Here is a 25,911-nt window from a genome sequence, read left to right on the forward strand (position 1 = left end):
TTTTTTGGCGGGGGTAACCGGGTGCTCCCGCCCAGCCGGTGATTCAGCGTCTGCAATGAGTCCATGTGGAGTTGATCCTTGTCCGAAATCCGGTTGTCAATCAGTGACGGTTTGGCAACCTGTCCTCATTGATGTAGACCAAAACGCTTCCCCTCAAGCGCCGAAACTTACTTTTGGGGGTAGTAGTTTCCGCAATGCTCACGATCTATTCAATTTTCGTTTCCGCACAGTTGCGTTGGTGTTCACACTTTGTTCGGCGCGCGGTTACTCTCCTTGAACCGGAGGGTTCAGCGGACGCACGCATTGAAAAGCGGGTCGTCCCTTAGGAGGAAACGACCCGCATATTCGAGGGGCAATCAGAGATTATTGAAGTTGCCCTTGTACTTCAGGTTGCCAATCTGGAATTCGGCGTCGCTCAAGTTGCCGTAAGCAACATCGAAGGCGTAGGCAAGGTTGGTGGAGGCGTGGGATTCCAGCGGCAGTTCCAGGTCCTCGGTGCCGTTCTCGATGCGGTCAATTTTCTCGCCGTCCACGGTGAGGGTGGGATCGGCGAAGGCGCCGGCGGGCATGGCGGCGTCATTGTCGTTGGTGACGAGCACATAGATCACGGTGCCACCGCCCTGATTGTTGTACGTGACGTTTTGCAGGCGCACGGTCATGTTGAGACCGTCGTCGTGTTGAGCGTCGGTGGTGACGTCCACCTGCTTGGTATCAACCTCTTTTGCCTCAAAGGTGGGGGTGGCGTGTGCGCTGGCGCTGATCGAGGCGGCCTGTTCACTCGATTCTGAGTTGCCGCACGCCGCCAGGGCGAGTGCGAGCATCGTTGCTGCGGATGTGGCTTTCATCCAACGTGTGGCGTTCAAATCGTTTCCCTCGCAGATCCTTGAGTGCATCAACACCTGCAACTCTAGCCCGTACGCTCGAATTGACGTCAATCTCGATAAGACATTTGTTGAGATGTGTGCAAAGATAAGCCGGTTTTGATTTCACGCCCACCCTTGGGGCGCCAGCGACGTTCGCTTTTCGACGCCCACGCGCACCCTCCCTTCGGTGACGCTGGTGGTGAGAGCGTGGGACGTCGACAAGCTGCAACAGAAAGCGAAGTGCAATGCGATCCATTGGCAAGATTCTCAGCTCAGCCTGGGTGCTGTGGCCCTACTACCTGGGCGTGGTGTTCAATGCGGTGCTGGTGTCGGTGCTCGCGCTGCTCACGCCTTTCATTATTAAGAACGCCACCGACACCATCGTGGCCGCCACCACCGGCGAAGTGCAGGCGGCGGACGTGCGCACGCACATCATCTGGCTTGCTGTCGCGCTGCTGGCAGCACAATTTGCGAACACGCTCTTCACAAATGTCGGCGGATACTTCGGCGATGTGATGGCCGCGCGGCTGCGACAAATCCTATCGGTCCGGTACTTCGCCAAACTGCTGGGCATGCCGCAGCGCTACTTCGACGATCAAGTTACCGGCACGATCATCGCGCGCCTTGACCGCTCCATCACTTCCATCACGCAGGCGCTGCAGGCGATCGCGAACAATTTCTTCCCCATGATCATCACCATGGTCGCGGTGCTCGGCATTTCCGCGAGTTACTACTGGCCGCTCGCGGTGCTCCTCGCGGTGATCATCCCTATCTATATGTGGCTGACGTCGCTGACCTCCAAGCGCTGGCAAAAAATTGAAGGCAAGAAGAATAAGGAAATCGACCTCGCCGGCGGGCGCTTCGCAGAAGTGGTGAGCCAAGTCAAAGTGGTAAAGAGCTTCGTCGCCGAGGTTCGCGAGCTCGCCACCTTTGCCGGACGCTTCCGCTCGACGGTCGAATTGACCAAGCGACAGTCCTCCTGGTGGCACCTCATGGATACCTTACGCGGGGCGTCTATGAACGTGATCTTCTTCGGCATCTACCTCATGCTGTTCATACGCACCCTCGAAGGCCAGTTCAGCATCGGCGACATGGTGCTGCTCATCCAACTAGTGAACATGGCACGCATGCCTATGACGATGATGAGCTGGGTGGTCGATACCACGCAACGCGCCATCGCCGGGTCCAAGGACTATTTCAAGGTGATGGACCGCGAGCTCGAAGCCACCGTCAATCCCGCTATCGCCGCGGCCACCGGCACCAATGATGTGCCAAAGCTTGTCGACGCCCACGTCGCTCCCCTCAGCGCCCCCGACACCGCAGGCGCAACCCCCGCGGTAGTGTTCGATCACGTCGACTTCGAATACTCCGAAGGCGAGCCTGTGCTGAAAGACGTGTCAATGCGTGCGTCCGCTGGCGAGAAAATCGCGCTCGTGGGCGAATCCGGCGGTGGCAAATCCACCATGATCAACCTCCTACTCGGCCTCTACCGCCCCACCAGCGGCCGCCTGCAACTGTGCGGACACGACATTGCTGAGATCAGTGCCGAAGAACTGCGAGCCTCCGTCGGCGTGGTGTTCCAGGAATCGAGCCTCTTCTCCGGCACAGTGCGCGAAAACATCGCCTACGCCCGCCCCGACGCCAGCGACGAAGAAATCATCGCCGTAGCCAAACGCGCCAACGCCCACGACTTCATATCCACCTTCCCCGACGGCTACGACACCGTCATCGGCGAACGCGGCCTGCGTCTCTCCGGCGGACAAAAGCAACGCGTAGCCGTAGCACGCGCCATGCTCAAAGACGCCCCTATCCTCGTGCTCGACGAAGCCACCTCCGCCCTCGACACGAAAAGCGAAATCGCGGTGCAGGCCGGGCTTGAAGAACTCATGGTCGGACGCACCACCATCATCATCGCCCACCGCCTCTCCACCATCGCCGACGTGGACACCATCGTCACCCTCAGGGACGGCCGCATTGACGAAATTGGCGCACCATCCGAACTCGCTGCCTCCGGTGGCATCTACGCGGAACTGCTCGAACTCACCGCCAACGCCAACGAGACCAGCCGCGAACGCTTGAAGGCGTTCGGCTTCCAGGCGTAGCGGTGTTGGGGAGGGCGTGGGCGTCGAAAAGCTGGCTGTGCCCGCAGAAGGTGATCTTCGCTACGCTTGGAGGTTATGGATTTTCCGAGTTATGAGCAGTTGAGCAAGCGCGGCACGATGAAGTGGAGCAGACACTCCAGCGACGTGATTCCGCTGTGGGTTGCGGAGTCCGATTTTTCCACGTGCCCGCCCATCCACGAGGCGATGCGCCGCGCAGTTGAGGAAGAACGCTTCGGATACCCGCCCTCGCCCGAGGGACTTCAGCAAGCATGCGCGAACTTCCACCGCGAACGCTACAGCTTTGATGCCCGCCCCGAATGGATCTTCCCACTGCCCGACGTGGTGCGCGGCCTTTACGTGGGGATCAACGAATTCACCGAACCCGGCTCGCCCGTGGTGGTACTCACCCCCGCGTACCCGCCCTTCTATCAAGTGCTCCAGGCGTGCGGCCGCGAGGGCATCTTCATCGACGTCTCCGAGGGGCTCGACTTCGACGCGCTCGACCGCGCCTTCAATGCGGCCGGTGCGATGCTGCTGTGCAATCCTCACAACCCCCTCGGATTTGCGTGGTCACGCGAGCAGCTCGAGCGCATTGTTGAGCTGGCGCAACGCCACAATGTGCGTTTGCTTGTCGACGAAATCCACGCGCCCCTCGTCTACGAAGGCACCCACGTGGCCGCCGCCAGCATCTCCGAGGCCGCCGCCAATCGCTGCATCACCATCACAGCCACCTCGAAAGCATGGAACACCGCAGGTCTGAAGTGCGCGCAAATTATCTTCTCTAACGCCGAAGACGTGCGCCACTGGGAATCTTTAAGCCCCGTAACCAAAGATGGTGTGTCCACCCTTGGCCTGCTGGCCGCTGAAACTGCTTACGCTAAGGGCGTGGAGTTCCTCGATGAGGAGCTGGACTATCTGCGTTCCAACCGCGACTACCTTATGGAAGCCATCCCCCGCATGCTTCCCGGCGCCAAGGTGCGCAACATCGACGCCACCTACCTGCTGTGGATCGACTTCCGCGACTGCGGCCTGGATCTGCCAGGCGAATTCTTCCTCAACAACGCCCGCGTCGCACTCAACGAAGGCACCATGTTCGGCGACAACGGCCGAGGCTTCGCCCGCCTCAACTTTGCCACGTCCCGTGAGCTTCTCGACGAAGCCTTGCAGCGCATGGCCAACGCCCTCGCCGCACACAACGGGGAGTAAAGTCTCTCGGGCTGCTCATTGCCGCTCGCATTGAACACATCGTCATTGCGAGCGTCCTGCATCCCCGAGAAAGGTCCGAACTTGCGCAAGCCCGCCGGTGTGATCATCCCAACCGCACTCACGTTATTCTCCATGTTCTTCGGAGCAGGAAACCTAATTTTTCCCCCGATGCTCGGACAACTCGCTGGCGATCATTTCGCCCCGGCCATGATCGGATTCCTGCTCGGCGGCATCGGCCTCCCTGTGCTCACGGTCATCACCATGGCAATGACGGGCGCCGATGTTCGCAGCCTCGGTGCGCGCGCAGGCAACATCTTCAACATCGCCTTCTGCGTGGTGGCGTACCTGGCGGTGGGAGCCATGTACGCGATTCCTCGCACCGGTGCCGTGAGTTACTCGGCGGTGGTAGATCCAGTGCTCCAGCCGGTAGACGGCGCCAACGCGGTAGTCGCGCACGCCGGCTTCAATGCACTGTTCTTTGCCGTGGCACTGCTGCTGGCGGTGCACCCGGAAGGCATCGTGAGCGCCCTCGGCAAAGTCCTCACCCCCATATTGCTGGTGCTGTTGGTGCTCCTCGTTGGGATGGTCTTGTGGTGGTTTGGGGATACGCCCGTCGCAGCGGCGCAAGCACCCTACGAAAACAGTCCGCTGACCGCCGGTTTCCTCGAGGGGTATCTCACCATGGATTCCATCGCCGCACTCGCCTTCGGGATCCTGGTGGTTTCAGCGTTACGCACCCGCGCTGCAACCTCTGTGCTCAAACCAGCCATTGCTGTGAGCCTCATTGCCGGAGGGCTACTCGGCGCCATCTATGTCGGCCTCGGTCTCATCGGACTGCACTTCGACGGCCGCTTTGACGACGGGGCCGTGCTGCTTGCCCAATCCGCACACGAAGTCTTCGGCCCGTGGGGGCAACTCGTCTTCGGGCTCACGGTACTGCTTGCCTGCATGACCACAGCCGTCGGGCTGCTTGCCGCCACGAGCGAATTTTTCCACCGACTCATCCCGGGTGTGTCCTACCGGAGCTGGCTGATCACGTTTACGCTCGTCTCTTTCGCGATCGCCAGCCTTGGGTTGTCCACGATGCTCAGCATTGCAGCGCCCTTGATTTCCTTCATCTATCCCATCGCGATCACCCTCGTCATCGCCACGATTGCCGGGAGAATCTTCAATGCGTGCGTACGCGGATCACACGACCCCACGCTGTGGTCGTTCCGCTTCGCGGCGTGGACGGCTGCGGCGTGCTCGGCGTTCGCCGCGCTTGAGACACTCGGTGTGCCGGGCGTTTCCATCCAGTGGTTGCCGCTGGCACAACAACAGCTAACGTGGGTGGCGCCCGCGATTGTGGCCTACGCCGTTGGTTTGGTAATCGACGGCGTACGGTATCGCAAAGAGTTAGGAGAGCATCGTGCGTTATAAAACTTCCCTACTGGAATTCGCCACCGTGTATGAGGGCGATTCTTCACGCGAGGCGTTGCGTCGAATAGCGAAGACGGCGCAGTTGGCTGAAGAACTTGGCTTCCACCGCCTGTGGTTCACCGAGCACCACAACATCGCTCGGGTAGCCGCCGCCTCACCGGCCGTACTGATCGCGCACGCCGCCGCGCACACCGAACAGATCCGCCTTGGATCGGGTGGGGTGATGTTGCCGAATCACGCGCCGTACACAGTTGCCGAAAATTTCGGCACGCTCGAGGCACTGCATCCCGGCCGTATTGACCTCGGGGTCGGCCGCGCTCCGGGAACCGACCCCCTGACGTTGGGCAGAGCTTTGCGACGCTCCCCCGGCGCCCCCAACTTCGACGAAGACCTCCAGGCGCTCATGGACTTCATGGACGGGCGTTCGCCGATCCCCGGGGTGCGATGCGTCCCCGCCGCCGGATCGAAAGTTCCCGTGTATCTCCTCGGCTCCTCGATGTACAGTGCGCAACTCGCTGCCCGGCTTGGACTCCCTTACGTATTCGCGTCACACTTCGCGCCCGAGCATCTTGACGCTGCGCTCGCTTGCTACCGCGCCCAATTCCAACCCGGCGCCATCGACGCCCCTTACGTCATGGCAGCGATGAACGTGCTGTGCACCAATCAACCCGAGCACATCGAACAGGTTCATGAACAACACGTCAAAGCGTTCGCCGGGCCTCACCCGAACTCGCGGGCACTGGCATTGACGATGCTCACACACTCCGCATTCGGCAATCGCGCCGAAGTCAGCGAAAAGGTGGATACGTTCATGGGGCGTACCCAAGCCAATGAGCTGATGCTCGTCAGCCGCGCCCCCGATGCACGCACGAGCGAATCTTCAATTCGTGCGTCAGCAGAGGCGCTGGGATAGGCGGGCGCTGGACGTCGACTAGCTTTGCTTTTCGACGTCCCCCTGCACGCCCAAATCACCCTCGATCACGACGTTGCCGGGGATCACGATATTGCCGTCGGCGTCGTGCTCCAGCGCAACCACGGGCAGCTCATTGCCTTCTTCGTCGTAGCCGGGGGCTGGCATCGCCTCGTGCGCTTCAAGTTTCTCGGCGGTGTCCGTCTTCTTCCACTGACGAGTCTTGATTGCGCGCTCGGCGGCGGAATCGTCCATCATCCCCTTGACCAGGGAGTACATCATGATGAATTGCGTGATGAAGAAGGGGAACGCCACGATGATCACCACTTCCTGAAGGGTGGTGATGCCAACGCCGGGCGAAATGATGAGCAGCGCGCCAGCCACCGCGCCGATGGCAACGACCCACAGGACCCGATACCACGTGGGTGTGACCGCTTCCTCGCCAGTGGCGAACATGTCGTTGATCATGCCGGCGGAGTCCATTGAGGTGACGAAGAAAATGATCACCACAGCAAGCGCCAAGACACTCACGGCGCCCGTCCAGGGATACTCCTGCAGGAAGCCGAAGAGGGCGAAAGGTACATTGCCCTCCTCCACGACGGGCTTGGAGAGCATTCCAGGGTTCGCCTGCTCAATTTCGATGCCCGCACGCCCGAAAATGGCGAACCAGATCACAGAGAAGATAGCGGGCAGCGCAAGCACCCCACCGATGTATTCGCGGACCGTGCGACCGCGGGAAATGCGTGCAACGAACATGCCCACGAAAGGCGACCAACAGATGGTCCAGGCCCAGTAAAATACGGTCCACTTGCCCTGCCAGCCGGGGTTGTCACCGAAGGAATCGGCCCAGAACATGATCTGCGGCAGTTCATTTGCATAGATGCCGAAGGATTCCGTAGCAAAACGAACCAGGGTAAGCGTGGGGCCGGTGAAGAGTACGAAGAACATCAGCAATACCGCGAGCCCGATATTGATATTGGACAGCGTTTTAATGCCACGGTCCAAACCCATCGCAACCGAAATGCACGCGACACCAGTGATGACCACGATGATGAGCAGCTGAGCCCAGCTCACCTCGGGCACACCCCATAGCATATTCAGGCCCGCGTTGATCTGCAGCACACCTAAGCCCACCGACACTGCGATGCCGAAGGTGGTGGCGATGATGGACAGGACGTCGATAAGCTTGCCTGGAGCGTCGTAGATTTTGGAACCCAGAATTGGGGCGAACACCGAGCTCACGCGGGGCGGCAGCTTGCGCTTATAAATGAAGTAGCCGAGGGCCAAGCCGGGTAACGCCAAAATCGCCCACATGTGGATGCCGAAGTGATAGAAGGTGTAGGCGAAGGCCTCGCGGATCGCCGGCTCACTCAAGGGATCGACATCCTGGCGCGGCACATTCACAGCGTGGTTGAGCGGCTCCGCCACACCCCAGAACATCAGTACCGCGCCCACGCCACCGGCGAAAAGCATGGAGAACCAGGCGGGAAGGCTGTATTCGGGCTCCCCATCGTCGTCGCCGAGACGCAAGCGGCCATAGCGTGAGACGAAAATGGCCACCAGGAAGATGAAAATTACACTCACACCAGCGATGTAGAGCCAGCCGGTGGTGCGCAGAAGCCCCTGCGCAACGGCACTGAACGCGTCGCGGGCGGTGGTGCCAAGCAGAATGGTCAGCAACACAAAAACGCCGATAAAACCTAACGAAGCGTAAAAAATGAAGGGATCAGACTGCACACCCCAACGCTTCTTCTTTTGCGAAGCCGCCGAAGGCGCAGATAAATCATTATTTCCAGACAAAGTAATCAACTCGTAGAACAATAGTGAGCAGAGGGCACTCATAAACAGTAGTGGAAAAGTCGCATATTTTCTTCTCACCCACTCCTCACACCGAAGCTCAGCCTCCACTTTCATCCCGCCCCAATGTCACTTCAGTTTCATTCATCACCTCGCGAACAGTTATCCTTTTCCCCATGCCCAAAACCCGACGCACCCTCGTAGCATTGCTACTGAGCAGCACAATCACCGCCTGCAGCGCCGGACACACCGCGACCCAATCCTCCGAATACTCCGCCGACGAACCCGGCACCGTCGTCATCGGGCTCAGCACCGCCCCCGCCTCCCTCGACTTCACCACCACAGCAGGCGCCGCCATCCCCCAGGCACTCATGGGCAACGTCTACGAAGGCCTCGTCCGCATCAATCAGGCCGGCCGCATTGAAGCTTCGCTCGCACAAAGCTGGGACATCTCACCCGATGGCACCCAGTACACCTTTCACCTCCGCGAAGGAGTGCGCTTCTCCAACGGCAAGCTTTTCGACGCCTCCAGCGCCAAATTCTCCATCGATCGCGTGCAATCCGACGCCTGGACGAACGGCTTGAAAAAGCACATGGACGTCGTGCGATCCACCGAAGCGCTGGACGATCACACGCTACGCGTGACCCTAAAACGCCGCTCCAATAGTTGGCTGTGGGACATGGGCACACTGGTGGGCGCCATGATGCACCCCAGCGCAGTTGATTTGCTCGACACTCAACCCGTCGGCACCGGACCGTACCAAGTGGAACGTTGGGCCGTCGGTGAGTCGCTCGCATTGAAGGCGCGCTCGGACTACTGGGGGTCACATCCTTCCAATGAACGAGCAGTGCTTCGATACTTTTCCGACCCCACTACGCTCAGCAATGCGGTGCGTTCACACCAAGTCAATGCGGTCGTCGGGCTGCAGTCTCCCGAGCTTCTCGACTCCCTCCGCGCCGATCCGAACCTTGACGTTGAGGTCGGCACTACCAACGGCGAAGTACTGCTGAGCATGAACAATCAGCGCGCCCCCTTTAGCGACATTCGTGTGCGCCAAGCCGTGATGTACGGCGTTGATCGACAAGCCATCATCGACACCACGTGGGAGGGCTTCGGCGTCGACACCGGCGGCGTGCCCGCCCCACCAACCGACCCCTGGTTTTACCAATCCGATCGCTATCCCTTCGATCCACAGCGTGCGCGCGCTTTGATGGAAGAGGCGGGCGCCGTTGGCACCAACGTCACCATTTCCGTGCCTACATTGCCGTATGCAACGGCCGCATCTGAGCTGCTGTACTCACAACTCAGCGACATTGGCTTCAACGTCACCCTCGAATCAACCGAGTTTCCCGCCGTCTGGCTTTCGAAGGTCCTGAAAGGGCAAGACTACGACCTCTCCCTCATTGCGCACGTGGAAGCTCGAGACATTCCCACACTCTTTGGCACCCCCGGTTACTACTTGGGGTACGAGGACGCGCGAACTGAAGCGATACTCGACCAAGCCGACACCGTACCGCCAGAGGAATACGTATCCACGATGCGAGCAGCCGTCAAAAGAATCATGGAACAAGCGGCAGCCGATACGCTCTACAACCTTCCCAGCATCATCGTCAGCGATGACGTCACTGGGATCCCGGTGAACTCGATTAGCGACGGTCTCCTCCTCGCGCCCGTGAAGAAGGAGCACTGATGAGCGCACTCAGTCTGCCCCGTCAGCTCACGCGTTACGCCACCACCCTTGTGATGGCTAGCGTCGCCATCTTCGTTGCGCTGCGCGTCATTCCCGGCAACCCCGCCGAAATTGCGCTCGGAGTGACGGCGACGCCGGAGAACGTCGAAAAGCTTGAGCAACAAATGGGGCTCGACCAGCCCTTGTGGCGCCAATACCTCGAATGGGTGGCCGGAATGCTTCGGGGCGACTTCGGCACGTCAATCGTCTCCGGGACGAACATTTCCACGATGCTGCTGGATCGCCTGCAAGTCAGTCTCATTTTAGTGACTATCGCCATGGTCCTCGCGCTCATCATGGCCGTGCCACTTGGCACATTTGCCGCGCGACGGTCCGAGCGCATTGAAGGCATGGTCGTCAGTGTGCTCAGCCAAATCGGTATCGCCATCCCGAGCTTTCTCAGCGCCATCCTGCTCATCAGTGTCTTCGCCCTCCGCCTTGGATGGGTGCCGCCGAACGGGTGGACGGTGCCGAACGACAACTTCGGAGATTTCCTCACCCACATCATCTTGCCGTGCGTGTCTCTCGCACTCGTTCAAGGCGCAATACTCACCCGCTACATCCGCACGGCCGTACTCGATATCCTCCACCACGACTTCATGCGCACCGCACGCGCCATCGGGCTCAGCCCGGCTCAAGCTTTGCGACGCCACGGCCTCCGCAACGCCGCGCTCCCCATCATCACCATCGCAGGCATGCAGCTCACCTCGCTGCTCATCGGTGCTGTGGTGATCGAAAAAGTCTTCGCCATTCCGGGGCTGGGCAGCATGCTGCTGAGCGCCGTGAACAACCGAGATCTGCCCACCGTGCAAACCACCGTCATGATGCTGGTTGTACTCACCATCATCGTCAATGCGATCGTCGATATTGCCTACCGACTGATCGATCCACGCACCGAAGCGAACAGGAGTCGCCACGCATGAAAAAGCTCAGCCTCACCGGAAAGCTCGGTCTCGTCGTCATTGCGAGCGTCTTGCTCCTTGCAGCCTTGTCGTTTGTGTGGACCCCCTACGATCCCCTGCATGCAATTCCAAACGAACGCCTCGAAAGCTCCAGCGCTCACCACCTTTTCGGAACGGATAAATACGGTCGCGACGTCTTGTCTCAAATTATGGTCGGGGCACGGATATCCCTGGCAGTAGGCCTTGTTGCCGTGTTCATCGCCGCAGCAATTGGTGTGCCTCTCGGTATCATCGCAGGCGCCAGACGAGGAATATGGGACATCATCATCATGCGGATCTCCGACGTTCTCCTGGCATTTCCTGCGCTGCTCATGGCGATCGTCGCAACCGCGACGATTGGCAGCAGCACGCTCACTGCAATGAGCGCCATAGGCATCGCATATGTTCCGACTTTTGCTCGAATGGCAAGAGCCTCCACGATGAAAGTGATGGCAGAAGACTTCATTCTGGCAGCCCGCGACGCCGAACGGACTGAAACTTATATCGTCTTCAAGCACGTACTGCCCAACATCATTGGACTCGTCGTGGTTCAGGGATCAGTCGTATTTGGACTAGCAATCCTTGCTGAAGCCGGCTTGAGTTTCCTCGGTTTAGGCACTCCACCACCTGATCCATCGTGGGGACGCATGCTTCAAGCGGCGCAAACGTCACTATCCACCGCGCCCTGGTTGGCGATTTGGCCCGGAGCTGCAATCGCGCTGACTGTCCTCGGCTTCAATTTGTTCGGAGATAGTTTGCGAGACCAAATCGATCCCCGACACGAAGTGGATGTACGCCCATGACACTTCTTCACGTAAATAACCTGGAAAAAGACGACCTGCTTTCCGACGTCACGTTCAGCATGTCCGCCGGCGAAAGAGTTGGAATCATCGGCGAATCTGGATCGGGAAAGACCCTCACTGCGCTTTCAATCATGCGCCTGATCAAAACCACTCGCGGCACAGTACACTTTCGCGAACGAGATCTCCAGAAACTCAGTGAACGGCAGCTATGCGGCATTCGGGGCAAAGACATTGCAATGGTGTTTCAGGAGCCCATGTCCGCGCTGGACCCGCTCATGACCGTCGGCAAACAAATCCGCGAAGCTATCCGAATCCATCAGAAGCGATCTCGCCGGGACGCGATGCGGCAAGTGTCGGGCGCCTTGAAAGAAGTGGAACTGGACCCAGATCTAGCTTCAAGATTCCCACACGAGCTGTCTGGGGGCCAGCGGCAGCGCATTCTCATCGCGATGGCCTTGGCAAACGATCCTCGATTATTGATCTGCGATGAGCCCACAACTGCTCTCGATGCGACGGCACAACGAAGTATTGTGCGACTGATTTTAAAGCTCACCCAAGAACGCAACACCGGTTTACTCTTCATTTCTCACGACTTAGCGCTAGTAGCCCAAACTTGTGAAACCATTTTGGTGATGAAAGCCGGCCGAATTGTTGAAAAAGGCGATAGTCAAAGCATCATTAGCCATCCGAAGCATGAGTACACAAAGTCCTTGATAAACGCGACGAACCTACCCGTAGCAAGACCTTCGGAACACGGCCGGCCAATCATCACTGCTTCCCATCTTCACAAGAAGCTGGGGCCTAGGGCGATCCTGAAGGATATCGACCTGCAACTTCACCGTGGGGAGCGACTCGGACTTGTTGGAGGATCCGGCTCCGGAAAAACGACGCTTCTTCGGATTCTTGCAGGCCTCGATCAACCGACTCAAGGGCATGTCCGAAGCGACGGATCAACCAGAATGGTCTTCCAAGACCCCCTTGGGTCCTTGGATCCAAAAATGCGGATTCGCGAGATTTTACGAGAATCAAATCCGCTCGCAAATACGGAAGACATGGAACACGCCTTGAGCGAAGTGGGCATTCCAGGCGATGCTTTACTCAAATATCCTCACCAATTTTCTGGTGGACAGCGTCAACGAATCTCGATAGCGAGAGCGGTCGTGGCTCAGCCTCGAATCTTGCTTGCCGACGAGCCCGTGTCCGCCCTCGACGTTTCGGTACGCGCAAAAGTGCTCAAGATGCTCGACACATTAGTTGAACAACACTCACTCAGCATGGTGTTCGTTTCCCACGACTTGGCGGTCATTCGCTCAGTATGTGACACGGTAGCGGTGATGCACGACGGGAAGATCGTCGAAAAGGCAAGCACCGAAGCCATCTTCACGCGGCCGCAGCACGAATACACGCGCAAACTCCTCGCCGCAATTCCCCAGATAACCTAGGCCGCCCGGCGTTTCTGCTTACGCTTCCGCTCGTGTTGTTCCCAGGTTTGACCAAACATCGCGGCATGTGTTGCTTCACCAGATGGGCGGGTGACTTTGATATTGCCGTTAGGGAATATCCAATGGGCGACTCGGTGCTGATCCATGGTGTAGTGCACGCGTCCCGACGTCTTCTGATTGTGATGGAAGCGGCAAAGGCAGGCTAGGTTTTCGGCGGCGGTTTTGCCGCCTTCATCAAAATTGACTATATGGTCAAGATCGCACCGATCGGCCGGGGTTGAGCATCCTGGATAGCGACAGGTGCCGTCGAGAAGCTGGACGGCGGTTCGGATCTCCGAGGTTGGTTGGTAATTGCTTACCTCGGCGCGATGATCAAGCGTACGTTGCTGATGCGCATCCGAGGATTCAGAAATACCTCCTGAAATCATGTGGACGACGCCCGCGGGATCGGCAAAGGTGTTCAACGTGATCTTTGTTTTCGTCTTGGAATTGAGGAGGCGAACGAATGCATCCGCGCTGGAAGTATCATCCGATTGCTGATGTTTACGAATAGCAAGATCGAGCTGCTTAGCCTCAAAGTCGCTGATCGTGGCACTAAACCGGGTCAAACCGTTGTGACATCGAGTAAACCGCGCCTTCCTTGCTGCCGTTGGTGATGCGGGAGCCGCATCAGGCTGAAGCGCCACGACGAATGCCCGAACGTGCTTCGCCACTGTTTGCGCTTGAACAAGCACCTCATCAGGGTGTTTAGGAGTGAAATAATTGCATAAGAAGTCATCCACCTTGCTCATTAGCTCGGGCGAAACTGCCATGATGATGCGCTCAACCACCACCAAACGCTGCAGATTTACATGGTAGGAAGATCGCAAGCAATTCAAGAATTTGGGGAGCTGGCGCAGCATTGCACCGACCCTCATTGCCTGTCTCGCTTCCCCTCTGCTGATATTCATCGAGGTGGCAATATCTGCAAGTTGCGTGTGGAAATCGCTCTGAGGACTGGGCTCCTGCCGCACCCAGAACTCAATCATCTGCCGATTGATCGATCGTTGAAAGTCAGCGAATTCATCGCTGCGTGAGTGAATAAAGTTGCCTTCCTGCACGTTAGTTCCCCCTTGTAACCCCGAACATTAGTTCACTTCAAGAGCTTAGAACAGGAATTCGACCCACGCAATAGATTCGAGCAGAAAATCAAACGTGCAGGATGACTGGCAGGACGAACAACATGGATAACGACCAGCTCAAGTGCAGCAGAATGCAACCAAGCAAATTGTCGAAATGCGCTCGCATTGAAGCGCAGATCGCCCCCAACGTCGCCGCCGCGACAGTGAGCAAGACTATTCCCGTTGCCGCAGTCACCGCCGTGTAGGCCAGCGTCGACAACCAGATAGCTCTGCGACCTCGGAACTCTTGGAAAAAAGCCCCCCTGAAATACAACTCCTCTCCAGCACCAGCAACCGCAGTAATCACCGCAACAAGGGCTAATGCGTCACCATTGGCGTTGCGTAGAAGTTGACGAACGGGATCACGCAATTCAGGGATTTGCGTCAACGCGAACGCACCAATCACAAAGACCAGTGCTAACCCAAAGCCTACGAGCAAATGCAGCGCCAGCACACGTGCGTTCAGTTTGAACACTCGACGACCCATCTCCGCGATCGTTGATCCGAGGAACCAGACGAGCGCCAGACAGATTGTGAGAACGTAAAACAGCGTCGAACCAGGATCCAAGCGCATGGAAACAGCCAGTAATGACGCGCCCACGGTCATCGTGACGATGTGCGCTGCAATATTTTTGCCTGTCAAGGCTCAGCGCCTCCGATTCTTGCGCCATAAGGTTGCACTCAAGAGCGTCGCAAAGCCTGCCCAAGCGGCATAACCGCCTGTCAGCGAAGCTCTAACGACGTCTCGCGCGGCTTGGCGCTTCGTCAGTGACACGGTGGTGGCGCAAAGCCCAGCAGCCACAGCGGTACTCGCTGGCAAATTCTTACGTCGGAAAAAGACCCACGACCAGGCGGCGTTCAGGCCAAGGTTCGCAGCCACCAAGGCGGTGAAGGAGCGGCGCTCTTGAGGGGCATCTTTTCCGTTCGCATCGTCGCCAAGGTCTCCAATTGTCAAGGCGCTCGACGCAGTGAAAGTGCTATAGATGAGATTCCAGATCACCGGGAAAGCCCACTGAGGTGGATAGAAGCTGGGCTTGCGCAGGGATTTAAGCCATAAAGAAGAAGGTCTCGTCGCCGCTGTTGCCAAGCCAGCAGCAGTGACGACCGCGACCGACGTGCCGCCAAGTACACGCAACCAGCGGCACGGATCAAAATCTGGACGGGCCGCATCGAAGGCATCTTCGAGCGTGTCCAGGCCCTGTGGTGGTAGCCCGGCGATTTCTTGAAGGTCGCGTTCCTTGACCACGGTGTCGTGCAACAAACTTCCGATGAGGGGCTTCGCCATTTTTGTGTGCACCGGCGTGACGAACCCGATCCAGTGAGCCCCGAGCTCTGGCGTTGTCACCGGCGCAACGATGGCCGGTCGTGGACCAAGACGAAAATGACGTGCATAACGTTGCAACATTTCGATATAAGAGACGTCTTCTGGTCCCCCAATGTCGAAAGTGCGCGAGCGGGGCACGTCGACAAGCGCTGCCTGCTGTAGATAAAAAAGCAGATTTCTCAAGGAAATGGGAGTGATCCGATTGCGGATCCATTTTGGCGCGACAACCCCTGGGAGACGTTCGGACAAGTGCCTGAGCATCGCGAAGGACGCGGAGCCCGAGCCCAGAACAACGCCCGCTTGCAAGCACAGCGTCAATGCGTTCGTACCTAGCAAAATCTCGCCGACCTGCTTGCGCGACTCCAAGTGATCAGAGAGTTCGCCTTCAGGGTGCAATCCACCGAGGAACACGACGCGCGGAACGCCGGATTTATTGACAGCCTCAGCAAAACTGCGAGCGGTCTCCAATTCTTGCTCATGGAAATTTTCGCCCGCACCCATGGAATGCAGCAGATAGTAGGTTACGTCCGCACCCTGGAGCGCTTTCGCAACGTCCTCGGGATTGTTGGCGTCGCCTTGCACCAAGCGAATGTGCCCCTCTGGCACATCTTCAATGCGCTCGGTCTCGACTATACGGTCCGCCCATGAAGCCGCCCGCGCTTTCTCGGGCGAACGTACCAACGCAGTAATAGCCCAACCGTCCTGGGTAAGCTTTTCCACGAGTTGACCACCGACGTAACCGGTGGCTCCGGTCACCATTGCTCGTCGAGCTGTTGGCTCCACGATCTACCTCGCAATCATTAGAAAGTATGAATGTTTACTGCCAGCGTAGCCGAAAACTCGCCTTCGCTGGCCACTGACAACGCGGCAAAGAATCTCAAAGGTGCTTAATGATCGTTAGCGAGGTCAAGTAGTTGCGCAAAGATCGCTGCGCCACCGGCGCCAATGCCGTCATGCTGATGAAGATTCGTGACAAACGGACGCAGATCACGATAGGTTTCGGCGGTCTGTCGAGACTGCTCAAATGGCACGAAGATGTCATCGAGGTAAATCGCCGCCGCCGAAAGTGAGGAGCGTTCTTTCAATGCGCTCGGATCGTAGGGCGAGGCATCCCAAGCGCGCTCAGCGAGTGTATCCGCCGCCTCCTTGAAACCGTGGAGCGATGGGTCTTCGTCAAATTGCCACGGGAAGATATGTTCGCCAGTGAGGTAGAAGGGGGCGTCACCGCTTGGGTCAGCGAGCTCCTCGAATCCGGGAATTTCTTCGCGAACGCGGTGAGCCGCCCATCCCGTGGGTACGGACGCATTGACACCGAGACCGCCGTAAATCGATTCGTGGATCGCTGCGTATAGCGGTGCACCGGCAAAGGACACTTGCTGGCCAACATTGTTGAGAAAGTCGGTCTTGAGCCGCTTTTCGCCCTTTGCTGCAGTGAATGGATCCTCGAGTAGGTATGCGAGCGAGTGGAACCCCACCCCTCGTCCTAGGTTCATGCCGATGGTGCGGAAACGTCGGGATGAGAGGCGTTCGCCCGTCGGCAAGCTTTCTGCGGAGTTGTCGAGGTGGTGGCAGATTTCTCGGATGCGATCGTCGGCCCAAGGGTATTCGCGGTAGAAGAGTTCGTGGCGGCGACGTAACTTGTCGAAGGTGGTGCGGTAAATGTCGTCAACGTGCTCGTAGAGGCCGGGTAGTCCGCCGGTGAGGAAAGCGCGGTCGATCGATTCGGGGAACATTGATTGGTAGGTGGTGATGCAGAAGCCGCCGAAGCTCTGGCCGAACAACGACCACGTCTTCAATTCGAGCGCTTCGCGCAGCAACTCGGCGTCGCGGACGATGTGTTCCTGGCGTAGTAGGTGCAGCAGGTCGGTGCGGAGGTTGCGATCGTCAATGCGTGCGGAACGCCCGGTGCCACGCTGATCGAGCAGCAACACGCGAAAGTGCTTAAGCGCTTCTCCAATGAGCCCGTTGTCCCCGAGCGGACGGGGCGATGGAAAACCTGGGCCTCCCTGCAGATACACCAGGACGGGCAGATCCTCGCCGCCCGTAGGTACAAGTTCACGAGCGAAGAGTTCGAAGGTTTCACCCGGTTGCTCGTGATCCCATGGCACGGGGAGGCGATGTTCTTTGATGGTGAGTCCAAAATGTTTGGAGGTGGAAGTGAGAAGGGTCATAAGGCTTCAGTGTAGGTTGAAGCGCTGCGGAAGGGTCATAGACTTGCAGAGGTGATCACTTTCGATGAAATCCGCAGGAATTATGAGGATGTGTGCGCTCGCATTGAACGTGCGACCGAGCGCGCCGAGCACAGGGACGAGGTTCGCCTCATCGCGGTAACGAAGACGCACCCGATCGAAGTCGTCCAGTTGGCACATCAGGCGGGCATGCGCACGTTCGGCGAGAACCGTCCGCAGGAATTGGCTGCCAAGGCTCCTCAGCTTGTCGACGCCACGTGGTGCGCCATCGGCCAGTTGCAAAGGAACAAGGCCAAGGACGTTGCTGCCCACGCTAACGAATTCCACGCGCTTGATTCGCTGAAGGTTGCAGACGCGCTGGAGCGCCGATTGGATCGCTCACTTGATGTGTTCGTTCAGGTGAATATTTCGGGGGAAGAACAGAAGTCGGGCGTCGCGCCGAATGAAACCGCGGAGTTTTTGGCGGCGATCACGCACGAGCATTTGAACGTGCGTGGGCTCATGACGATCGCACGCAATGACAATGAAGCCGTCGTGAGGAAGAACTTCGCCGATCTTCGCGAGCTTCGCGATGCACTCTTGCCCGACTTTCCTCAAGTACGGGAGCTCTCGATGGGGATGTCTGGCGATTTTGAATGGGCGATCGCAGAGGGCGCGACCACGGTGCGGGTGGGGAGTGCGCTGTTTGGACGTCGAAAAGCTTTGTAAAATTTACTTGACATTTTGTAAAAGGTCTTTTACATTTCGGGTATGAGCGCAACAGGCAACAACGTCAAAGCTTCACGACGGGCGTGCGGCATGAGCCAACAAACACTCGCCGACGCAGCCGGCGTATCCCGCCAAACCGTCGCCAACATCGAACGCGGCAGCTACGCGCCGTCCGTATACCTTGCGCTCCGGATCGCGCGGACGCTCGAAATGACAGTCGAGTCGCTCTTCCCCATCGACGCAACAGAAGGAGACCCGCAATGATTGACCAAACAATTCAAATGACCGAACGCGCCCTCGGCGACGAGTTCTACATCCGCAAATACCACGAGGCCAACACGTTTACCTGGCTCATAAGCATGTATCTTGTACTGATCTCATGCATCGCGATCGCGGCGCTGGCGGAGAATCCATGGCTGTCGTTCATCCCCTTGGCAGCCATTGGAATCGCGGGCTTCGTCGGCAGTCAACGCCTACGCAAGGAGGTTCCGGTGCCTGTGATGCCGAAACCATTTAGCTCAACGATGATCAAACAGACGATCACCATCACAGTGCTCACCATCATTTGGCTTGGCGTGTTCACGTGGAAAATGGACTTGGAAGCCTCGTTCATAGTCGGTGGTGTAGCAGGAGTAGCAGCGGTCTGGCTGCTGACGCCCGCGCTGGCTCGGAAACAACACAAGCGCGATACCGCTCGAATTGACGCTCAGCTCGAGGATTAAGTCGTCTGGGCCGGCATGCACAGGCCATCCGCTGAGCTTCAGCCGCAGCCCCCAGCCAATCCGGCGAGCACCAGCCGCAGCCAAATGGTTGCGGTTTTCGCATAGCCTCGGCACAAGAAGCCATATTCAGGATCACAATCAAGCATCTCATCGAAGGAGGCACCATGACGGTCGACGTGATCAGCAAAATTGAGCGCCCCATCGTCCTCGCCCCAATGGCCGGTGGCCCATCCACACCCGAACTGTGTGCCGCCGTCTCTAATGCGGGTGGCCTCGGCTTCCTCGCCGCCGGCTACCTCTCCCCCGAAGAACTGGACGAGCGCATTGACGCCACGCTCGAACTCACAAGCCGTCCCTTCGGCGTCAACCTCTTCGTCCCCGGCCCGCGCCATACCGACACCGCCGCCTGGCAGGAGTTCCGCGCACGACTCGCCCAGCTCACGGGCGCTCCCCTGCCCGAAGCACCCACGTGGTCCGACGATTACTACGTGGAAAAGCTCGAGCGAATCGTCAATTCGAGCGTTCCAGTGGTGTCGTTTACCTTCGGCAATCCCACCCGCGAGGTCGCTGATCGATTGCGTGCGGCGGGCAAAAGCATCGTGCTCCACGCCACTACGCCCGGTGAGGTCTCCGCGGCCGCCGAGCTTGCCGACGTGATCACGGTGCAAGGCAACGAAGCGGGTGGACATCGAGCCTCGCCGATCGATGAGGACAACGGTGCGAACTACACGACACGCGCATTGCTTGTCGACGCCGCCGCCCACCACCTCCCGGTGATCGCCGCAGGAGGTGTCGGCTGTGCGCAGGATGTACGGGATCTACTCGACCGCGGCGCCACAGCAGTGCAGGTGGGCACTCGTTTCCTCACCGCACACGAGGCAGGGACGAAGCCCCTCCACCGGGAAGCGCTACTCACCATGGACCGGGAAACCGTTCTCACACGAGCATTTTCAGGGCGCACAGCGCGAGCCATCAGCAACACATGGACGGTCGAATTGACGAAATGTTCGCCTCGGATGTATCCGGAGGTGCACTATTTAACCTCGCCCGCAAGGAAGGCGGCCTATGAACGCGGCGACGCTGAATTCATCAACCTGTGGGCAGGCACCGGATATCGCCACTGCCGGGCGGCATCGGCGGCGGAGATTATCGAGGAGCTCTGTCAGGCACTCTAAGCAATCTCGTCCTAGCGGCAGTACGCACGCATTGACGAAGACGCCCGCGGTGGTGAAACGGTGGGCGTCGAAAAGCTTGGGCTAGTCCTCGTCGGTAGACAAGGCAGCAACGAAAGCCTCTTGCGGCACTGCCACAGAACCGATGGACTTCATGCGCTTTTTGCCTTCCTTCTGCTTTTCCAGCAGCTTGCGCTTGCGGGAAATGTCGCCGCCGTAGCACTTAGCCAACACGTCCTTGCGCAGCGCGCGGATGTTCTCGCGGGAGATGATCTTCGCGCCGATGGCCGCCTGGACGGGAACCTCGAACTGCTGGCGGGGAATAAGCTCCTTGAGCTTCTTGGTCATCTTGTTGCCGTACCACTGGGCGTTGTCGCGGTGGACGATCGCACTGAAAGCATCGACGGGATCGCCCTGGAGCAAGATGTCCACCTTCACCAGATCAGCGAGCTGTTCGCCGGCTTCCTCGTAGTTGAGGGAGGCATAGCCCTTGGTGCGCGATTTCAGTTGGTCGAAGAAGTCAAAAATGATCTCGCCAAGCGGCATGGTGTAGCGCAGCTCCACGCGATCCTCGGAGAGGTAGTCCATGCCGCCCATTTGGCCGCGCTTGGACTGGCAGAGTTCCATGGTGGTGCCCACGAATTCGCTTGGCACGATGACGGTCGTTTTGACGATCGGCTCGTATACCTCGCGAAGTTTGCCACCGGGCCAGTCGGAAGGATTGTGCACGCGCGTTTCCGTGCCATCTTCAGCGATCACTCTGTAGTTCACGCTCGGGGCGGTCGAAATGAGGTCGAGATCGAATTCGCGCTGCAGGCGATCGCGGGTGATCTCCATGTGGAGCAGCCCCAGGAAGCCGCAGCGGAAGCCGAAGCCCAAAGCCACGGAGGTCTCGGGCTCGTAGGTGAGGGAAGCGTCGTTAAGCTGGAGTTTCTCCAGGGCGTCGCGAAGGTCCGGGAAGTCGGCCTGCGAAATTGGGAACAAGCCCGAGTACACCATCGGCTTCGGCTCCTCGTAACCCTGCAGTGGTTCCTCGGCGCCGTGGTGCGCCCAAGTGACGGTGTCGCCCACCTTGGACTGGCGCACGTCTTTCACACCAGTAATCAGGTATCCCACTTCGCCCGGGCCGAGGCCGGAGCACTTCTTTGGGGTCGGTGAGACAATGCCGATTTCCAACAGCTCGTGCACTGCACCGGTGGACATCATCTTGATCTTTTGGCGCGGGGTGAGCTTGCCGTCGATCATGCGGATGTAGGTGACCACGCCACGGTAGGTGTCGTAGACGGAGTCAAAAATCATGGCGCGGGCGGGCGCCTCGTCGGGGTGCTCGGTGTTGGGGGCGGGCACGAGCTCGACTACTTTGTCCAGAAGTTCGGCCACGCCCTCGCCGGTCTTACCGGACACGCGCAGCACTTCCTCGGGCTCGCAGCCGATGATGTGCGCGATTTCCTCCGAATACTTCTCCGGATCGGCCGCGGGCAGGTCGATCTTGTTGAGCACCGGGATGATCTCGAGGTCGTTTTCCATGGCCAGGTACAGGTTGGCCAGAGTTTGCGCTTCGATGCCTTGCGCGGCGTCGACAAGCAAAATGGCACCCTCACAGGCTTCGAGAGCACGGGAAACTTCGTAGGTGAAGTCGACGTGGCCGGGCGTGTCGATCATCTGCATGACGATCTGCTCACCCTCGAAAGGCCCCGAGCGCGGAATCCAAGGCAGACGAACGTTCTGCGCCTTGATGGTGATGCCACGTTCGCGCTCAATGTCCATGTTGTCTAGGTACTGATCGCGCATGTCGCGGGCGTCCACCACGTTGGAAAGTTGCAGAATACGGTCAGCGAGCGTGGACTTGCCGTGGTCAATGTGCGCAATAATGCAGAAGTTACGAATCTGCTTCGGGTTCGTAAACGTCTTCTCCGCGAATTTCTCGACCATCGTTCGTGCTCCACACCTTTCTATATGCGTCTCAATCACACTACCCGACGCACCATTCAATGCGAGCGTCCGAAACGTCGAGCCTGCATTCAATGCGAGCGTCCGAAACGTCACGCCCGCCCGCCGCGATAGGCAGGATGACACGTGTTGGAAAACGACTAGGCTAACAATCATGAGGCACGCAGCGAAGAAGAAGCGTTCCATTTTTCGGCGGATGGGCGATTCAATGCGCGCGCGTGACACCATCGACGATGGCCTCGGCGCGCTGAGCGAACGCCTAGGATTCCGGGAACACCAGGACACTAAACCCGAACAACTACACTGCGAAGTACACCACAGTGCGGACAGGCCCCACAGCATCGTGTACGCGCCCGACATGGACGGCCAGATCGACCCCGGCGAGGTGGTGTGGTTTTGGGCTCCCTCCGACCACGGCGATCAACTGCTCAACGAACGCTCACTGGTGGTGGTTGCTCGTTCAGCGGACATGATTTCCGGCCTGCTCACCTCACCGAACCCGGACCACGAGCGGGATGAACATTGGCTCGACATCGGATCGGGCCCGTGGGATGCGAGCGGCCGCCAGTCTTGGGTGCGCATCGACAAATTGGTCAGCGTTCCCCAATCGCACATTCGCCGCCAGGGCGTGGTCATGCCCCAGCAGCGTTTCGAGCGGATCGCCAACCGCCTCCGCCAAGACTTCGGCTGGCATTAGCCGCTTGCTCTCGGAGTGAAGCGTCAAAGGGAGCGGTTGCACCCAAAGCTTTTCGACGCCCACGCCCCGCATCCCCAAGCCCACCCCTTCAAGCACGCCCGCACCCAAGCCTGCGCCGATCGGACTCGATAAGGACAATTAGGGCAGGCGGGCGCCAACTGCTAAGGTGGATAGCTGCTGTCGATCAGCGTGTGCTGGTGGCGTTTCATGGCGGGCAAGACCTTGGGTTCGCAACCAAACACCACCTCCGGCCTCAGCGTCAAAGCGAGCGGAAACGAGCACACAATGATCATTCGAAAACGATCGAGAACCAAGAGGTACTCCAATGGCAAACATCAAGTCCAAGAAGAAGCGCATCCTTACCAACGAGAAGGCTCGCATGCGCAACAAGTCCGTGCGTTCCGCTGTTCGCACCGAGATCCGCAAGTTCAACGAGCTCGTTGAGGCCGGCGACAAGGCCGCTGCCGAGACCCAGCTCCGCGTCGCTTCCCGCAAGCTGGACAAGTCTGTGTCCAAGGGCGTGCTGCACCGCAACAACGCAGCCAACAAGAAGTCCAACATGGCTCGCGCCCTGCACAAGATGGCCTAAGCCTTCTTAGCTTTTCGACGCCACGCCCTCATCGGCGTGGCGTTTTGCGTTGCGCGGTGCAAATTTAGTGACTTCAACATTTTCAATTGACAGCTGAGCTCAAATTTGTCCCGTCGCTGCACTAAGGGCGAGCTGAAGGCAATGCCCACTCTTGTTCCAGTTGTATCGCCCGCGTCCGCGCGGAGCAAACATCATCACGCATACGTACCACCACTACAAGAGGCTGATCCCGCCTACGCGGGGAACACTCGAGGTAGGTTCCGCGGCTAGTCACGCCGTGGGGCTCATCCCCGCGTTCGCGGGGAACACGTGCCGGCCGTCGATAGCATGATCGTTTGCGCGGGCTCATCCCCGCCTTCGCGGGGAACACCATCCACCCTGGTTTGCAAAGCGTCAATGCGGGGGCTCATCCCCGCCTTCGCGGGGAACACTAATCATCGACCTCCGATCGGGTGCCCCCATCTGGGCTCATCCCCGCCTTCGCGGGGAACACTGGCTGATCGTCTCGGAATGAACCGAAGCACCGGGCTCATCCCCGCCTTCGCGGGGAACACTCTGCGTGCGTCTCGCTAGAGCGGTAAAATTGGGGCTCATCCCCGCCTTCGCGGGGAACACTCTGCGTGCGTCTCGCTAGAGCGGTAAAATTGGGGCTCATCCCCGCCTTCGCGGGGAACACCAGATCCTCCGGGGTCGAGGCTTCGCTGCATACGGCTCATCCCCGCCTTCGCGGGGAACACTCGCAGCAGCCAACGGATCATTCAGCTCAACCGGGCTCATCCCCGCCTTCGCGGGGAACACACGAAAGACCAGGACAACATCGCTATTGGTGGGGGCTCATCCCCGCCTTCGCGGGGGAACACAGGACTGGGCGCGCCGGGTGAAGTGAGCCTTTGGGCTCATCCCCGCCTTCGCGGGGAACACCCCCGTTCGGATCACCGACGGGGGTATTTCCTGGGCTCATCCCCGCCTTCGCGGGGAACACGACCTCATCAATTCCAACCACTACTAGCAAAAGGGCTCATCCCCGCCTTCGCGGGGAACACGCAGGCATAGATAGCAGCGTGAACATTGGAACGGGCTCATCCCCGCCTTCGCGGGGAACACGACCACGCGGACTTCATGCCCTCCCACAGGCCGGGCTCATCCCCGCCTTCGCGGGGAACACACGATCAGCGTGTTCACGACAACCCCGATGATGGGCTCATCCCCGCCTTCGCGGGGAACACAACACCAACTCCCCAGAGCCAGTGTCATTATGCGGCTCATCCCCGCCTTCGCGGGGAACACATGCCCCGCTGTCGACCACCTATAGGGCTCGTGGGCTCATCCCCGCCTTCGCGGGGAACACCTGGGCTACGGTAGTTGGTTGTGTGCAATCATGGGCTCATCCCCGCCTTCGCGGGGAACACGGCATCCACTACGAAGTCATCGACGTCGCCAACGGCTCATCCCCGCCTTCGCGGGAAACACCCGGTTCTGTGACTAGGCGACGGACGATGCGGGGGCTCATCCCCGCCTTCGCGGGGAACACGCTTTTCTGGTTGCTGTAATACTTGCCAGCGACGGCTCATCCCCGCCTTCGCGGGGAACACGTCAAGTCGAAGTGGGATCAGCTTGGCGCCGGGGGCTCATCCCCGCCTTCGCGGGGAACACGATTGTCGTCAATGGCAACGCTACGCAGCCCTGGGCTCATCCCCGCCTTCGCGGGGAACACCGCCCATTTCGACGTTCACACCATTTGGCAGGGGGCTCATCCCCGCCTTCGCGGGGAACACCTGGTGGGGTTGTCGAGTGGTGGCATTGTGACGGGCTCATCCCCGCCTTCGCGGGGAACACTGAGGCTGGCCAGTTCCAGTCATCGCCTCCTACGGCTCATCCCCGCCTTCGCGGGGAACACTTCCCACAAGCGCACCAGCGCGGGCTCGCGCCGGGCTCATCCCCGCCTTCGCGGGGAACACGTTCTCCGTGGGCGCGGTCTCCGGGGCCCGATGGGCTCATCCCCGCCTTCGCGGGGAACACCGCTGCCAAGCGCGTTCAACCCGGTGCTGTCTGGGCTCATCCCCGCCTTCGCGGGGAACACCAACGGAGCACTTGGTGCCATTCGGCTTATCAGGGCTCATCCCCGCCTTCGCGGGGAACACACTTCACTACCAGCACGTTAGGTTGAGCCAGGTCCATTTTACATAC

At 59.1% G+C, this 25,911-nt stretch carries 21 protein-coding genes and 1 CRISPR repeat array; of the genes, 14 read left to right on the top strand and 7 right to left on the bottom strand.

The window, feature by feature from the left end; all coding sequences use genetic code 11:
- Nucleotides 1-356 precede the first annotated feature (356 nt).
- A complete protein-coding gene (locus CGERO_RS07915) occupies nucleotides 357-863 on the bottom strand; it encodes a hypothetical protein (RefSeq protein ID WP_123934845.1) in 507 nt (168 codons plus the stop codon).
- A 245-nt stretch (nucleotides 864-1,108) separates the two neighbouring features.
- On the opposite strand from CGERO_RS07915, the gene CGERO_RS07920 reads away from it, so the two are divergent.
- The 4 genes from CGERO_RS07920 (at nucleotide 1,109) to CGERO_RS07935 (ending at nucleotide 6,503) form a co-directional block, all read left to right on the top strand.
- Entirely contained in the window at nucleotides 1,109-2,965 is a 1,857-nt protein-coding gene (locus CGERO_RS07920) for an ABC transporter ATP-binding protein (RefSeq protein WP_123934847.1), read from the top strand.
- A gap of 75 nt (nucleotides 2,966-3,040) precedes the next feature.
- Nucleotides 3,041-4,171, top strand: coding sequence for a MalY/PatB family protein (locus CGERO_RS07925; protein ID WP_123934849.1), 1,131 nt, complete (start codon nucleotides 3,041-3,043; stop codon nucleotides 4,169-4,171).
- A gap of 81 nt (nucleotides 4,172-4,252) precedes the next feature.
- Nucleotides 4,253-5,590 carry a branched-chain amino acid transport system II carrier protein gene (gene brnQ / locus CGERO_RS07930; RefSeq protein ID WP_245998812.1) on the top strand — a complete coding sequence of 446 codons (1,338 nt, stop codon included), beginning with the start codon at nucleotides 4,253-4,255 and terminating at the stop codon, nucleotides 5,588-5,590.
- Nucleotides 5,580-6,503, top strand: a complete 924-nt coding sequence (locus CGERO_RS07935; RefSeq protein ID WP_123934851.1) for an LLM class flavin-dependent oxidoreductase — start codon at nucleotides 5,580-5,582, stop codon at nucleotides 6,501-6,503. Before brnQ ends, CGERO_RS07935 begins: the two co-directional genes overlap by 11 nt.
- Nucleotides 6,504-6,521: 18 nt before the next feature.
- On the opposite strand, the gene CGERO_RS07940 is transcribed toward CGERO_RS07935, so the two are convergent.
- Nucleotides 6,522-8,342: a BCCT family transporter gene (locus CGERO_RS07940; protein ID WP_123934853.1), complete on the bottom strand. Its 1,821-nt coding sequence runs from the start codon at nucleotides 8,340-8,342 to the stop codon at nucleotides 6,522-6,524.
- Between the two features lie 131 nt (nucleotides 8,343-8,473).
- On the opposite strand from CGERO_RS07940, the gene CGERO_RS07945 reads away from it, so the two are divergent.
- The 4 genes from CGERO_RS07945 to CGERO_RS07960 are packed head-to-tail and all read left to right on the top strand — an operon-like array spanning nucleotide 8,474 to nucleotide 13,213.
- Complete coding sequence (locus CGERO_RS07945; protein WP_123934855.1) at nucleotides 8,474-9,988, top strand: ABC transporter substrate-binding protein; 1,515 nt, start codon at nucleotides 8,474-8,476, stop codon at nucleotides 9,986-9,988.
- A complete protein-coding gene (locus CGERO_RS07950) occupies nucleotides 9,988-10,950 on the top strand; it encodes an ABC transporter permease (protein WP_123934857.1) in 963 nt (320 codons plus the stop codon). Before CGERO_RS07945 ends, CGERO_RS07950 begins: the two co-directional genes overlap by 1 nt.
- Nucleotides 10,947-11,771, top strand: coding sequence for an ABC transporter permease (locus CGERO_RS07955; RefSeq protein ID WP_123934859.1), 825 nt, complete (start codon nucleotides 10,947-10,949; stop codon nucleotides 11,769-11,771). The genes CGERO_RS07950 and CGERO_RS07955 overlap by 4 nt, the downstream gene beginning before the upstream one ends.
- Complete coding sequence (locus CGERO_RS07960; protein WP_123934861.1) at nucleotides 11,768-13,213, top strand: ATP-binding cassette domain-containing protein; 1,446 nt, start codon at nucleotides 11,768-11,770, stop codon at nucleotides 13,211-13,213. Before CGERO_RS07955 ends, CGERO_RS07960 begins: the two co-directional genes overlap by 4 nt.
- Here CGERO_RS07960 and CGERO_RS07965 read toward each other — a convergent pair.
- The 4 genes from CGERO_RS07965 to CGERO_RS07980 form a co-directional block, all read right to left on the bottom strand.
- Complete coding sequence (locus CGERO_RS07965; RefSeq protein WP_123934863.1) at nucleotides 13,210-14,313, bottom strand: HNH endonuclease signature motif containing protein; 1,104 nt, start codon at nucleotides 14,311-14,313, stop codon at nucleotides 13,210-13,212. The two genes, CGERO_RS07960 and CGERO_RS07965, sit on opposite strands and share 4 nt — an antisense overlap.
- Before the next feature lie 88 nt (nucleotides 14,314-14,401).
- The gene (locus CGERO_RS07970) at nucleotides 14,402-15,016 is read right to left on the bottom strand and encodes a CPBP family intramembrane glutamic endopeptidase (RefSeq protein ID WP_123934865.1); all 615 of its coding nucleotides are present in this window, start codon (nucleotides 15,014-15,016) and stop codon (nucleotides 14,402-14,404) included.
- 3 nt (nucleotides 15,017-15,019) lie between these two features.
- Nucleotides 15,020-16,480, bottom strand: a complete 1,461-nt coding sequence (locus CGERO_RS07975) for a tryptophan-rich sensory protein (protein ID WP_123934867.1) — start codon at nucleotides 16,478-16,480, stop codon at nucleotides 15,020-15,022.
- A 104-nt stretch (nucleotides 16,481-16,584) separates the two neighbouring features.
- Nucleotides 16,585-17,868 (bottom strand): alpha/beta fold hydrolase, encoded by a 1,284-nt coding sequence (locus tag CGERO_RS07980; RefSeq protein WP_123934869.1) that lies wholly within the window; start codon nucleotides 17,866-17,868, stop codon nucleotides 16,585-16,587.
- Between the two features lie 51 nt (nucleotides 17,869-17,919).
- Here CGERO_RS07980 and CGERO_RS07985 point away from each other — a divergent pair, with 51 nt between their 5' ends.
- From CGERO_RS07985 to CGERO_RS08000, 4 genes are all read left to right on the top strand, one after another.
- Nucleotides 17,920-18,594: a YggS family pyridoxal phosphate-dependent enzyme gene (locus CGERO_RS07985; RefSeq protein WP_123934871.1), complete on the top strand. Its 675-nt coding sequence runs from the start codon at nucleotides 17,920-17,922 to the stop codon at nucleotides 18,592-18,594.
- A gap of 42 nt (nucleotides 18,595-18,636) precedes the next feature.
- Complete coding sequence (locus tag CGERO_RS07990) at nucleotides 18,637-18,858, top strand: helix-turn-helix transcriptional regulator (RefSeq protein WP_206423892.1); 222 nt, start codon at nucleotides 18,637-18,639, stop codon at nucleotides 18,856-18,858.
- Nucleotides 18,855-19,316: a hypothetical protein gene (locus CGERO_RS07995; RefSeq protein WP_123934875.1), complete on the top strand. Its 462-nt coding sequence runs from the start codon at nucleotides 18,855-18,857 to the stop codon at nucleotides 19,314-19,316. The genes CGERO_RS07990 and CGERO_RS07995 overlap by 4 nt, the downstream gene beginning before the upstream one ends.
- A 164-nt stretch (nucleotides 19,317-19,480) precedes the next feature.
- A complete protein-coding gene (locus tag CGERO_RS08000; RefSeq protein ID WP_123934877.1) occupies nucleotides 19,481-20,491 on the top strand; it encodes an NAD(P)H-dependent flavin oxidoreductase in 1,011 nt (336 codons plus the stop codon).
- 81 nt (nucleotides 20,492-20,572) lie between these two features.
- On the opposite strand, the gene lepA is transcribed toward CGERO_RS08000, so the two are convergent.
- A complete protein-coding gene (lepA, locus tag CGERO_RS08005) occupies nucleotides 20,573-22,420 on the bottom strand; it encodes a translation elongation factor 4 (RefSeq protein ID WP_123934879.1) in 1,848 nt (615 codons plus the stop codon).
- Between the two features lie 172 nt (nucleotides 22,421-22,592).
- Here lepA and CGERO_RS08010 point away from each other — a divergent pair, with 172 nt between their 5' ends.
- The gene (locus tag CGERO_RS08010) at nucleotides 22,593-23,135 is read left to right on the top strand and encodes a type II toxin-antitoxin system PemK/MazF family toxin (protein ID WP_123934881.1); all 543 of its coding nucleotides are present in this window, start codon (nucleotides 22,593-22,595) and stop codon (nucleotides 23,133-23,135) included.
- A 325-nt stretch (nucleotides 23,136-23,460) separates the two neighbouring features.
- Nucleotides 23,461-23,724 carry a 30S ribosomal protein S20 gene (gene rpsT, locus CGERO_RS08015; protein ID WP_123934883.1) on the top strand — a complete coding sequence of 88 codons (264 nt, stop codon included), beginning with the start codon at nucleotides 23,461-23,463 and terminating at the stop codon, nucleotides 23,722-23,724.
- Nucleotides 23,725-24,004: 280 nt separating this feature from the next.
- A CRISPR array of direct repeats spans nucleotides 24,005-25,865; the repeat unit is 29 nt; unit sequence GGGCTCATCCCCGCCTTCGCGGGGAACAC.
- The last annotated feature ends 46 nt before the right edge of the window (nucleotides 25,866-25,911 follow it).

The sequence above is a fragment of the Corynebacterium gerontici genome (genome assembly GCF_003813985.1).
GTDB lineage: Bacteria > Actinomycetota > Actinomycetes > Mycobacteriales > Mycobacteriaceae > Corynebacterium > Corynebacterium gerontici.